The sequence below is a fragment of the Stenotrophomonas sp. YJH_SMC_53 genome (genome assembly GCF_059369995.1).
The window spans coordinates 175,928-187,422 of record NZ_JCAFTF010000009.1 but is presented as its reverse complement, the minus strand read 5'-3'; the positions used below and the strand labels follow the sequence as shown (position 1 = coordinate 187,422).

The 11,495-nt window shown below is 66.8% G+C and carries 10 protein-coding genes; 6 read left to right on the top strand and 4 right to left on the bottom strand.

Features of this window, described 5'->3' with window-relative positions; all coding sequences use genetic code 11:
* Positions 1-413 precede the first annotated feature (413 nt).
* Positions 414-1,673 carry an enoyl-ACP reductase FabV gene (fabV, locus tag AC5P7X_RS15625; protein ID WP_188248875.1) on the top strand — a complete coding sequence of 420 codons (1,260 nt, stop codon included), beginning with the start codon at positions 414-416 and terminating at the stop codon, positions 1,671-1,673.
* A gap of 114 nt (positions 1,674-1,787) precedes the next feature.
* Here the strand turns inward: fabV and AC5P7X_RS15620 are convergent, their stop codons facing one another.
* The 3 genes from AC5P7X_RS15620 to AC5P7X_RS15610 form a co-directional block, all read right to left on the bottom strand.
* Entirely contained in the window at positions 1,788-3,857 is a 2,070-nt protein-coding gene (locus tag AC5P7X_RS15620; protein WP_005416205.1) for an EAL domain-containing response regulator, read from the bottom strand.
* A 91-nt stretch (positions 3,858-3,948) separates the two neighbouring features.
* On the bottom strand, positions 3,949-5,133 hold the full coding sequence (locus AC5P7X_RS15615; protein ID WP_206620129.1) for a BaiN/RdsA family NAD(P)/FAD-dependent oxidoreductase: 1,185 nt from the start codon (positions 5,131-5,133) through the stop codon (positions 3,949-3,951).
* The gene (locus AC5P7X_RS15610; protein WP_005416207.1) at positions 5,130-5,678 is read right to left on the bottom strand and encodes a YaeQ family protein; all 549 of its coding nucleotides are present in this window, start codon (positions 5,676-5,678) and stop codon (positions 5,130-5,132) included. The genes AC5P7X_RS15615 and AC5P7X_RS15610 overlap by 4 nt, the downstream gene beginning before the upstream one ends.
* Before the next feature lie 124 nt (positions 5,679-5,802).
* Between AC5P7X_RS15610 and AC5P7X_RS15605 the strand changes: the two genes are divergently transcribed.
* Entirely contained in the window at positions 5,803-6,672 is an 870-nt protein-coding gene (locus AC5P7X_RS15605) for a pseudouridine synthase (protein WP_171958455.1), read from the top strand.
* A gap of 13 nt (positions 6,673-6,685) precedes the next feature.
* Here AC5P7X_RS15605 and AC5P7X_RS15600 read toward each other — a convergent pair whose 3' ends face one another.
* Complete coding sequence (locus AC5P7X_RS15600) at positions 6,686-7,174, bottom strand: YaiI/YqxD family protein (protein ID WP_495215115.1); 489 nt, start codon at positions 7,172-7,174, stop codon at positions 6,686-6,688.
* 302 nt (positions 7,175-7,476) lie between these two features.
* On the opposite strand from AC5P7X_RS15600, the gene AC5P7X_RS15595 reads away from it, so the two are divergent.
* The 4 genes from AC5P7X_RS15595 (at position 7,477) to AC5P7X_RS15580 (ending at position 11,456) form a co-directional block, all read left to right on the top strand.
* A complete protein-coding gene (locus AC5P7X_RS15595) occupies positions 7,477-7,686 on the top strand; it encodes a cold-shock protein (protein WP_005416210.1) in 210 nt (69 codons plus the stop codon).
* A gap of 187 nt (positions 7,687-7,873) precedes the next feature.
* Positions 7,874-8,563: a glutathione S-transferase family protein gene (locus tag AC5P7X_RS15590; RefSeq protein WP_053500891.1), complete on the top strand. Its 690-nt coding sequence runs from the start codon at positions 7,874-7,876 to the stop codon at positions 8,561-8,563.
* 32 nt (positions 8,564-8,595) lie between these two features.
* A complete protein-coding gene (locus AC5P7X_RS15585) occupies positions 8,596-10,161 on the top strand; it encodes a protein adenylyltransferase SelO (RefSeq protein ID WP_495215114.1) in 1,566 nt (521 codons plus the stop codon).
* A 758-nt stretch (positions 10,162-10,919) separates the two neighbouring features.
* A complete protein-coding gene (locus AC5P7X_RS15580; RefSeq protein WP_005416213.1) occupies positions 10,920-11,456 on the top strand; it encodes an adenine phosphoribosyltransferase in 537 nt (178 codons plus the stop codon).
* The last annotated feature ends 39 nt before the right edge of the window (positions 11,457-11,495 follow it).

Sequence of the window (11,495 nt, the reverse complement as noted above, 5' to 3'; positions counted from 1 at the left end):
GCCCGAGCGACTCGGCCAACTCCACGGCTTGGTGCTTGAACTCATCGGTGTAGCTACGACGGGTGATACGGGACATAAGGGACCTCCAGGTGCGATCAAAGTATCGCTTCTTGGCGTCCGCTGACGGGGGGCCAGATCAGTCCGCGGCATGGATGCCGCGGCCAAGCCCCCAAGGATGGGTTAACGGCGTCCCCCGCAACCGGGCCCACCCCGCCAACCCACAGGAACCCAGCTTCTGCCGTTGACGTTGCCTCTGCGGGTGCAGGGTGCAACCCTGCAAAAGAAACACCACCCTACGCCAGCGTCGGTTGTGCAATCTTCCCCCGCGCACTACGATCCTGCGGTTCGCGCGCGTGCGCGCCCTTACTCCTGCTGAGCGCCCCGCGCGCCGCATCTGCCAACCCGAGGTATCCATGGTCATCAAACCGCGCGTCCGCGGCTTCATCTGCGTCACCACCCACCCGACCGGCTGCGAGGCCGCGGTCAAGCAGCAGATCGACTACATCCGTGCGCGCCCGCCGATCCAGAACGGTCCCAAGCGTGTGCTGGTGATCGGCGCGTCCACCGGCTACGGCCTGGCTGCGCGCATCACCGCTGCCTTCGGCAGTGGTGCTGCCACCCTCGGCATCTTCTTCGAACGCCCGGGCAGCGAGACCAAGCCGGGTACCGCGGGCTGGTACAACTCGGCCGCGTTCCACAAGTACGCCGACGAAGCCGGCCTGTACGCCAAGAGCATCAATGGCGATGCCTTCTCCGATGAAGTGAAGGCGAAGACCATCGAAATGATCAAGGCCGATCTGGGCCAGGTCGACCAGGTTGTCTACAGCCTGGCCGCGCCGCGCCGCAAGCACCCGAAAACCGGCGAGATCATCAGCTCCACGCTGAAGCCGATCGGCGAGCCGATCACCCTGCGCGGGCTGGATACCGACAAGGAAGTGATCACCGAGACCACCCTGCAGCCGGCCACCCCGGAAGAAATCGCCGGCACCGTCGCGGTGATGGGCGGCGAGGACTGGCAGATGTGGATCGATGCGCTGGCCGATGCCGGCGTGCTGGCCAAGGGTTGTACCACCACGGCCTTCACCTACGTGGGCGAAGAGATCACCCAGGCGATCTACTGGAATGGCTCGATCGGCGCGGCCAAGAAGGACCTGGACACCAAGGTGCTGGGCCTGCGCGAAAAGCTGGCGAAAATCGGCGGCGACGCACGCGTGTCGGTGCTGAAGGCCGTCGTGACCCAGGCCAGCTCGGCCATTCCAACCATGCCGCTGTACCTGTCGCTGCTGTTCAAGGTGATGAAGGAAAAGGGCACCCACGAAGGCTGCATCGAGCAGCTCGACGTGCTGTACGACATCCTTTACGGCGGCAAGTCCGATGGCGTGGCGGTCGATCGCCTGCGCCACGACCTGGTCGATGGCGACGGCCACACCGTCGCGCTGGTCGATGAGGAAGGCCGCCTGCGTGCGGACTACAAGGAAATGGCCGCAGACGTGCAGGGCAAGGTGGTCGCGCTGTGGCCACAGGTGACCAACGAGAACCTGTACGAAATCAGCGACCTGGCCGGTTACAAGGCCGACTTCCTGCGTCTGTTCGGGTTTGGCGTGGAGGGCGTGGACTACGAGGCCGACGTCAACCCGGACGTGAAGATCGGCAACCTGGTCGACATGACCTGATCAGGCAGAAGGCCGGCGAAAGCCGGCCTTCTGGTTTGTGTAGAGCCGAGCCATGCTCGGCTGCTCTTCGCTTGAGTCCCGCAGCCGAGCATGGCTCGGCTCTACAGAGAGGCGTTACCCGAATTCGAACCCCATCTCCGGCAATGCCGGGCCGACAAAGTCGCCCTGCACGTAATCCACGCCGGCACTGAACAGCAGCGTCATCGAGTTGGCATCGCTGACGAATTCGGCGATGGTGCGGATGCCCGCTTCCTGAGCACGCGCAGTGATCTGGCTGATGCGGTCGATGTTCTCGCGGGTGGCAGCCAGGTCGCTGGTGAAGCCCCGGTCCAGCTTGAGGAACTGCGGCTGGAAGTGGGCCAGCAGCTGGAACGAGTCCAGCCCGGAACCGAACTGCTCCAGGCCGATGCGGCAGCCCAGTGGCGCCACTTCGGCAAGGAATTGCTGTGCACTGCGCAGGTGGGTGAACACCTTCGCTTCCGGTGCATGCAGCCACAGCCGTTCGCCGGGCACGCCCTGTGCCTGCAGTTCGCGGTGCAGGGTGGCGATCATCTGTGGGTCATCGAACGATTCCGGCGTGACCTTCACCAGCACCTGGGTGGCATGACCCGCACGTGCGCGTTCACCCAGCACCGCGATCGCCTGCGAGACCACCCAGCGGTTGATGTCGGCCAGCAGGCCGTGTTCCTCGGCGATGCCCAGGAACGCGGTCGGGCTCAGCAGCTCGCCATTGTTTTCCAGGCGCAGATAGGCTTCGTACAGCTCCAGTGGTTCGCCCTGCAGGTTCAGCACCGGCTGGTAGTGAAGCTGGAAACCGTCGCCGGCCAGCGCCTCGCGGATGCGCGCCACCCAGCGCTGCACACGCTCTTCCTCGACACGGTCGGCGGCAGCCGGGTCGAAGATGCGGCAGGTGTTACCCAGCTCGGCTGCAGCCTGGGTGCATTCGCTGGCGCGCGCCAGCACCTGGCCGATGCTGGCGATCTTCTCACCGACCTGTACGCCACCGATGCTGACCGTCACCGTGGCCGAGCGTGCGCCGATGCTGAAGACGTGCGCGGCGTAGGCTTCTCGGATGCGCTCGGCCAGCGCCACGGTCTGTGCGTAGGGTCCGGCCTGCAGCACGGCGAAATTGTGTTCGCCGAAACGGGCCAGTTGCGCGTCCTCGCCAACCACTTCGGCCAGCAGGGCGGCGAGGGCGCCGATCAGGGTATCGGCCGAGGCCAGGCCGATATCCGGCAGCAGGCGCGCGTAGTGGTCCGGCTCGATCAGCAGCAGGCCGAACTGGCCCTCGCTGCGCCCGGCCTGGGCCACCGCGCTTTCCAGCTGCAGCATGAAGGTCGGGCGATTGAGCAGGCCGGTGACCTGGTCGCGCTGGCGCAGGTCCTCGACCTCGCGTGCCAGCTCGGGGTCGAACTCCATGCGGCGGCGGAGCACCACCTGCAGGCAGGACTCGCCTTCGTAGGTGGCCGCCGCAAATTCCATCGTCGCCGGGAACGCACTGCCGTCCTGGTGGCGCGCGTCGAGCTGGTACTGCGGCGGCGGCGCCTCGCCACGGCTGAGGCCCTTCAGCAGCTGCTTGAAGCCCTCCACGTGTTGGGCAGCGACCATGTCCAGCAGCGAAATGCCTTCGATGTCGTCGAATTGCTCGTAGCCGAACATCTCCAGATAGGCGTCGTTGGCGCGGATGTGCATGCCTTCATGCACGTAGGCGATGGGGTCGCGCGAGGAGGCGATCAGCGCGTCGCAGCGGCGCTCGGTCTCGCGCATCTGCGCCTCGATGCGGCGCAGGCCGCGGCGTGCCTGCAGGTCGACCCACTGGTCGCGGACCACGGCGAGCAGGTGCTCGGGGCGCTGGCGAAGGGCGAGGGCACGGATGCCATGGCTGCTGGCCTGCACCAGTTCGTCCTCGTCGATGCGCTCGGCCAGCAGCACCAGCGGGATGTCCTTGCCGCTGGCAGCGATGTGCTGGGCTGCCAGCTGCAGCGGAATGCCCTGCGACGGCGAGGCCAGCACCAGGTCGATGGCCTGGCTGGTCAGCACCTGGGCCAGCTCGGCCGCATCCTGTGGGCGCCACGGGCGTACCGCGATGCCGCTGTTGCGCAGGGTGCTGACGATGGCTTCGGCATTCTCGCCGCTGTCATCGACGATCAGCAGGCGGATGGTGATGTCGTTCGCGTTCTGCATGCACTGCTCCCCAATCTGCGAATCTAGATACACGATGCGCGGCGAACCGTCCATGCGTGTACCCCTTGCGCGCATGGAACGGCGAAGTGGTTCACACCACGCCGCCCGCTGCGTGGCCGCTGGCCCAGGCCCATTGGAAGTTGTAGCCGCCCAGCCAGCCGGTCACGTCCAGCACCTCGCCAACGAAGTGCAGGCCGGGGACGCGCTTGGATTCCATCGTTGAGGATGACACTTCGGCGGTGTCCACGCCGCCCAGGGTGACCTCGGCGGTGCGGTAGCCTTCGGTGCCGCTGGCCACCAGCGGGAATGCGCCCAGCAGCTGCGCAGCCTGGCGCAGCACCGGCTCGTCCAGCTGGCGCACGGGGCGGTCGGGCAGCCAGTGCTCGCACAGGCGCTGCGCCAGCCGCTTCGGCAGTACCTCGCCCAGCACCGTGCGCAGCTCGGCGGCGGGGCGGTCGCGCTTCATCTGGCGCAGCCACTCGCCCGCATCCTGGCCCGGCAACAGGTCCAGCTCCAGCGCATCGCCGGGCCGCCAGAACGAAGAGATCTGCAGGATGGCCGGACCGCTCACGCCACGGTGGGTCAGCAGCATGAAGTTCTGGAAGCTCTTGCCGTTGCAGCGCGCCTCGATCGGTAGCGCCACGCCGCTGAGGTCGGCCAACCGTTCCTGGTGCTTGCCGCTGAGGGTCAGCGGCACCAGCCCGGCGCGGGTCGGCAGCACCTGGTGGCCGAACTGGCGGGCCACTTCATAGCCAAAGCCGCTGGCCCCCATGCTGGGAATCGACAGGCCGCCGGTGGCAACCACCAGCGAGGCGCAATGGAACAGCCCGTGCGTGGTGTGCACGCGGAAACCATCGTTGCCGTGCTCGATGCGCTGCACGCTGCAGTCGGTACGGATCTGCACGCCGGCTGCCTGGCATTCGTCCACCAGCATTTTCACGATCTGCTTGGAGGAGACATCGCAGAACAGCTGCCCCAGTTCCTTTTCGTGATACGCGATGCCGTGCTTGTGCACCAACTCGATGAAGTGCCAGGGCGTGTAGCGGGCCAGCGCCGACTTGCAGAAGTGCGGGTTGGCCGACAGGAAGTTGGCCGGGGTGGTGCCGGTGTTGGTGAAGTTGCAGCGGCCACCGCCGGACATCAGGATCTTCTTGCCGACCTTGTTGGCATGGTCGATCACCTGCACCTGGCGGCCGCGCTGGCCAGCCGTGATCGCGGTCATGAGCCCGGCTGCGCCGGCGCCGATGACCACCACGTCACAACGGATCGTGCTCATGCCTTGGCGCGCTTGCGCCAGGTCGGGATCACGTCGAGCTGCATCTGATCGTTGAGCAGCTGCACTTCACCGTCCTGGATCAGCACGCTCCAGCGCATCGCGCGCTGGATCTGCTGGCCCCACAGTTCTACGAAGGCACCGTCGAGGTCGACCACCGAGAGGTTGTCGAAGCGCGCCAGGCCCTTGCCCTGCTTGCCCCACCAGATCTCCGAGGCGTTGCCGCCATAGTTGACCACCTGCACCTGGCGGCTGCGGTTGCTGGCCTTGCGGATGCGCGATTCGTCCGGATGGCCCAGGTCGATCCACTGCAGGATGTCGCCGGTGTAGTCGTGTTCCCACAGATCGGGTTCGTCATCGGTGCTCAGGCCGCGGCCGAACTCCAGGCGGTCGCCGGCGTTCAGCGCGAAGGCGAGCAGGCGCACCATCAGGCGCTCGTCGGTCTCGGACGGATGCTGGGCCAGGGTCAGGTTGTGGGTCGCGTAGTAGCCGCGATCCATGTCGCTGATCTGCAGTTCGGCCTTGCGGATGGTGGCGGTAAGAGCCATGGGGGGTCCGTGGACTAAAGACGACAATGATAGAGGTTTGCTCCGGGGGTGTCCGTGGCTGGGCTGTCTGCATGCCGTCAACGGTGGCACTCTTGAGGTCTTTCCTGTGGCCGGAGTGGACGCCATGAGCCTGCCCAGCCGGTTGCAGCTGCCGCCCGGCCCCTGGGCCACCCTGCTGGATGGCCTGTGTGCACGTTTCCCGCGCATCGCGCGCGCGCAATGGCAGGATCGCTTCGCGCGTGGCCGTGTGCTGGATGCGCAGGGCAGGGCGCTCACTGCGGACATGCCCTGGCAGGTCGGGCGGGAGATCCAGTACTTCCGCGAGGTGGCCGACGAACCGGTGATTCCCTTTGTCGAGACCATCGTCCATCTGGATGCGCACCTGCTGGTGGCCGACAAGCCGCATTTCCTGCCGGTGACACCTGCGGGTGGGCATGTGCGCGAGACGCTGCTGGCGCGGCTGGTCGCCCGCACCGGCAATGCCGATCTGGTACCGCTGCACCGGCTGGATCGGCTGACGGCCGGGCTGGTGCTGTTCTCGACCCAGCGAGCGTCGCGCGATGCTTACCAGCGCCTGTTCCGTGAGCGGCGCATCGAGAAGACTTATGAGGCCCTGGCACCGGCGCTGCCGGGGCTGGCGTTTCCGTTGCAGCGGGACAGCCGGTTGGTGCCGGGCGAGCCGTTCTTCCGCATGTCCGAAGTGCCCGGTGAGCCCAATGCGCGCAGCCGGATCGAGCTGATCGAGGCCGAAGGGCCGATCTGGCGCTACCGGCTGCTGCCGGAGACCGGCCGCAAGCATCAACTGCGCGTGCACATGGCCATGCTGGGGGCGCCGATCATGGGTGACGACCTGTACCCGCAGCTTCGGCAACGTCCGCCGAACGTCGCCGAGGCGCCGCTGCAGCTGCTGGCGCGGGCCCTGGCCTTCGACGACCCATTGAGCGGCGAACGACGGGCGTTCAGCAGCGGCCGCAGCCTGAGCCTTCCGGCTTAGCGCGGCCAGGCGCTCAGCGGGCCGGGCGTCGCGCCAGCCAGCGGTCCAGCTCGGCGGCGAACAGCTGCCGGTCGCGGGGACCCAGGGGCGGCGGTCCGCCGGTCTGGACCCCGGCGCCGCGCAGTTCCTCCATGAAATTGCGCATCGACAGCCGCTCGGCCATGTTGTTCGGGGTGTACAGCTGGCCGCGCGGGTTCAGCGCCACGGCCTTCTTCTCCAGCACCAGCGCGGCCAGCGGGATGTCCTGGGTGACCACCAGGTCACCGGCGCCGACCCGCTCGACGATGGCGCTGTCGGCCACATCCAGCCCCTGCGGTACCTGGATCGAGCGCAGCCAGCGCGACGGCGGGGTGCGGATCCACTGGTTGGCGACGAGGGTCAGCTCGATCCCGACCCGTTCGGCGGCCCGGAACAGGATGTCGCGAATGACGGTGGGGCAGGCGTCCGCGTCCACCCAGATGCGGGGAGACGCGTGTTCAGCGGGGATTTCAGCTTCAGTCATTTACCCAGTGTAGGGTAGGAAAAACCTGAATGGGGGCTCGGGGTTAGCCGCGATTGGCTGCCAACCCTTGTCACGCCTAGCGGGTGACGTGTTCCCATGAACGTCGGGACTATCGCTTTTTGCAGAAAACACGCGTATCGTGCGACCCACTGTGTTTGCTAGGGTCACCGTGAATCGTGGCCTGGTGCAGTTGATCTCACGATCCGCTCATCGATCCGCTTTACCAACGCCTGCAACTCAGTCTCGGCCCCGATACCCGGTGGCTGCGATTTTTTTCAACATGTGTTTCAGGAGTTAGTAAAATGTCTGAACGTCAGACCGGCACCGTCAAGTGGTTCAACGACGCCAAGGGCTTCGGCTTCATCACCCCGGAAAGCGGCCCGGACCTGTTCGTGCACTTCCGCGCGATCCAGGGCACCGGCTTCAAGACCCTGCAGGAAGGCCAGAAGGTTACCTTCATCGCCGTCCAGGGTCAGAAGGGTATGCAGGCTGACCAGGTGCAGGCGGTCTAATCCGTCTGCTACCGTTGGGTAGCCAGAACGCCGGAAGCGAGAGCTTCCGGCGTTTTTTTATTGCCCGCTGTTTTTTGTAGAGTCGAGCCACGCTCGACTGTTCTCAAGGACAGTGGAGCAGGGCTCGACTCTACAAAGGGCATGCAGCCGGCGCGGTAGGATGGCGGCCTTCCCAAGGATCGTCCCCATGCGCATCGTTCATCACCTGGAAAACTCCCGTTCCCTGCGCGTGCTGTGGATGCTGGAGGAGTTGGGGCTGGACTACGAACTGCGCCGCTATCCGCGCGATCCGAAGACGCTGCTGGCGCCGCCGGAACTGCGCAACGTGCATCCGCTCGGCAAGTCGCCGGTGCTGCAGGATGGCGAGCTGGTACTGGCCGAGTCCGGGGCGATCCTCGACTATCTGGCTGACCGTTACGACACGCAGCGCCAGCTGTCGCCGTCACCGATGCCGGCCGACGGCACCGAACGCATCGCGTACCGCTACTGGCTGCACTATGCCGAAGGCTCGGCGATGCCGCCGCTGCTGCTGACCCTGGTGATGGGCCGCATCCGTAATGCGCCCATGCCATTCTTCGCACGCCCGATTGCACGCAGCATTGCCGACAAAGCCGAGCGGGGCTTCGTTGGGCCGCAGCGGCGCCTGCACCTGGACTGGATGGAGCGCCGCCTGGCCGAAAGCCCATGGTTTGCCGGCGAGCGCTTCAGTGCGGCCGACATCCAGATGAGCTTCCCGATCCAGGCTGCTGCCGCGCGCGGTGGCGGTCTCGACGGCAAGCCGGCACTGCGTGGCTTCCTCAAGCGCATCAGCGAGCGGCCTGCTTACCAGCGCGCCGAGGCCCACGGTGGCCATCTGCAGGCGCTCAGCGGCAATTGAGGTCGGCGGCGGTCGCCCCCACCTCCAGAGTCATGGATACCGACAGCCCCCGTTTCGACAACCGCCTGCTGCATGCCCTGCCGGGTGACCCCGAATCCGGCCCGCGTCGCCGTGAAGTGCTGGGCGCGGCCTGGTCGCCGGTGATGCCGACGCCGGTGGTGGCGCCCACGTTGCTGGCGTGGTCGCCTGAGGTTGCCACGATGCTCGGCTTCGATGCTGCCGAGATCGAGAGCGAAGGCTTCGCCGATGTATTCGGCGGCAACGCGCTGTACGCCGGCATGCAACCATGGGCCGCCAATTACGGTGGCCATCAGTTCGGTCACTGGGCCGGCCAGCTCGGCGATGGGCGTGCGATCTCACTGGGCGAGCTGGTGGCACCCGATGGCCGCCACTGGGAGCTGCAGCTGAAGGGGGCCGGGCCGACGCCTTACTCGCGCGGTGCCGATGGACGGGCAGTGCTGCGCTCGTCGATCCGCGAGTTCCTGTGCAGCGAAGCGATGCACCACCTGGGCGTGCCGACCACGCGCGCGTTGTCGCTGGTCGGTACCGGCGAGGAGGTGGTGCGCGACATGTTCTATGACGGTCACCCGCGTGCCGAGCCTGGTGCCATCGTGTGCCGGGTCTCGCCGTCGTTCCTGCGTTTCGGTTCGTTCGAGCTGCCGGCCTCTCGCGGCGAGACTGCCTTGCTGCAACAGCTGGTGGACACCTGCATCGCCCGTGATTTCCCCGGGCTGGAGGGGCAGGGCGAAGCACGGTACGGCGACTGGTTCGCGCAGATCGCGGTGCGCACCGCCGAGATGATCGCGCACTGGATGCGTGTCGGCTTCGTACATGGCGTGATGAACACCGACAACCTGTCCGTGCTCGGTCTCACACTGGATTACGGCCCCTATGGCTGGGTCGAGGATTTCGATCCGGACTGGACGCCGAACACCACCGACGCCCAGGGGCGCCGCTACCGCTTCGGCACCCAGCCGCAGGTGGCGTACTGGAACCTGAGCCGATTGGCCCAGGCGCTGTCGCCGCTGTTCGCCGATGTCGCACCGCTGCAGGTGGGCCTGGCGGCCTTCCAGTCCACCTTCGTGGCCTGCACGCGTCGCGATGCTGCGGCAAAGCTGGGGCTGGCCGCGGCCGACGATGACGACCTGCAGCTCTACCAGCGCTGGCAGCAGCTGATGCAGGAGGGTGCCATGGACATGACCCTGGCCTGGCGCGCACTGATGCGCATCGACCCGTCGGCAGCGGACGCTACGGTTCTGGACGCGGTGTACTACGACGAGGCGCGGCGACAGGCAGTGCAGGCACCGTTGCAGCACTGGCTGCAGGACTACGCGGAGCGCCTGCGCAGCGATCCGCTGCCGGCCAGCGAACGCGTGGCGAAGATGACAGCGGCCAACCCGCTGTACGTGCTGCGCAACTGGTTGGCGCAGGAAGCGATCGACCGCGCAGAGCAGGGTGACCTCGGCGGTGTGCATGCGCTGCAGGACGTGCTGCGCGACCCATACACCGAACGCCCGGGGCTTGAACACTTCGCCGGCAAGCGCCCGGCGTGGGCCGACAACCGCGCCGGCTGCTCGATGCTGTCCTGCAGTTCCTGAGGCTGGGTTTCGGCAGGGCTGCGCCCTGCACCTGCAGAGGCCAAGTCAACGGCCAGAGCAAAAGCTGGATCCCGTGGCTTGGCGGGGCGGTGTCGGAGTGCGGGGACGCTGCAAGTACGTCCCTGTAAGCTTGGCAGCCGCATCCATGCGGCTGACACCCCGCACTCCGACACCGCCCCACCTCCGACAGATTCCTGCTGCTGTGGGTAGATGTCGACCTTGGTCGACACGGTAGATCCAGGCCATGCGTGGATGCTCTTCATTCAATTCTCGAAATATTCGATTTCGATGGAGATTCATCCGCGCATGGCGTGGATCCACGACAGATCGCAGGACTCTGTCGAAGGCGGGGTGGGTCCGGTTGCGGGGGCGTGAGCCGCATGGGCCCGAGGCATGCCTCGGGCGGGTTGGGCAGGACGCCCAACCCCGGTCTTGCCGTGTGCGCAGGACAGCGCACACGAGCAAGCGGCGACCGAGCTTACATGGGTGAGGGCGCTTTGCTTGCGAAGCATTGCTTCGCAAGCGCCCGAACGCACAGCCGCCAGCGGCTGGGCCGGGCCCCGGAGGGGGACTTGCAGCGGCCCGCGCCACCGGACCCACCCCGCCATCCCACAGGAAACCCGCTTCTGCCGTTGCCGTTGCCGTTGCCGTTGCTTGAAGCCTCTGCAGGTGCCGGGCGCAGCCCGGCCGAACACCCCCAACAGGCAGCCGGCGCCCGGAACGGGTACCCTATGCCGCCATCAGATAGCCAATGTGACATGACCGACGCCATCGTCGCTCCGCAGTGGGCCTCCCGCCTGCGCGACATCGCCGACTTCCCCAAGCCCGGCATCCTGTTCAAGGACATCATGCCGCTGCTCGCCCACGGCGAGGACTTCCGCGGCGCGATCACCGCGATGGCCGACCGTTGGCGCGACCAGAAGCTGGACGCGGTGGTCGGCATCGAATCACGTGGTTTCATCCTCGGCGCCGCGATGGCGCTGGAGCTGGGCGTCGGCTTCGTGCCGGTGCGCAAGCCGGGCAAGCTGCCGGGCCAGGTGCTGCGCGAGGAATACACGCTGGAGTACCGCAGCGACTGCATCGAAGTGCACGCCGACGCGCTGCCGGGCGGTGCCCGTGTCGCGATCATCGATGACGTGCTGGCCACCGGCGGCACGCTGGTCGCTGCGTTGTCGCTGGTGCGCCGCCTGGGTGTTGAAGTGGTCGGCGCCGGTGTGCTGGTCGAGCTCGATGGCCTGGGCGGCCGGGCCCGCTGGGAGGCGGGCTTGCCACTGCACACCGAACTGGTGTTCTGATCGAAGGGTGAATGCCAACCAAGGTTGGCATCTACCAGA

What these genes read in the sequence shown, in the direction of transcription:
- AC5P7X_RS15615 (WP_206620129.1), bottom strand. Translation starts at nt 5,133, where the DNA reads ATGAGCACGATCCGTTGTGACGTGGTGGTCATCGGCGCCGGCGCAGCC.
- AC5P7X_RS15580 (WP_005416213.1), top strand. Translation starts at nt 10,920, where the DNA reads ATGACCGACGCCATCGTCGCTCCGCAGTGGGCCTCCCGCCTGCGCGAC.
- AC5P7X_RS15585 (WP_495215114.1), top strand. Translation starts at nt 8,596, where the DNA reads ATGGATACCGACAGCCCCCGTTTCGACAACCGCCTGCTGCATGCCCTG.
- AC5P7X_RS15610 (WP_005416207.1), bottom strand. Translation starts at nt 5,678, where the DNA reads ATGGCTCTTACCGCCACCATCCGCAAGGCCGAACTGCAGATCAGCGAC.
- AC5P7X_RS15605 (WP_171958455.1), top strand. Translation starts at nt 5,803, where the DNA reads ATGAGCCTGCCCAGCCGGTTGCAGCTGCCGCCCGGCCCCTGGGCCACC.
- AC5P7X_RS15600 (WP_495215115.1), bottom strand. Translation starts at nt 7,174, where the DNA reads ATGACTGAAGCTGAAATCCCCGCTGAACACGCGTCTCCCCGCATCTGG.
- AC5P7X_RS15590 (WP_053500891.1), top strand. Translation starts at nt 7,874, where the DNA reads ATGCGCATCGTTCATCACCTGGAAAACTCCCGTTCCCTGCGCGTGCTG.
- AC5P7X_RS15620 (WP_005416205.1), bottom strand. Translation starts at nt 3,857, where the DNA reads ATGCAGAACGCGAACGACATCACCATCCGCCTGCTGATCGTCGATGAC.
- fabV (WP_188248875.1), top strand. Translation starts at nt 414, where the DNA reads ATGGTCATCAAACCGCGCGTCCGCGGCTTCATCTGCGTCACCACCCAC.
- AC5P7X_RS15595 (WP_005416210.1), top strand. Translation starts at nt 7,477, where the DNA reads ATGTCTGAACGTCAGACCGGCACCGTCAAGTGGTTCAACGACGCCAAG.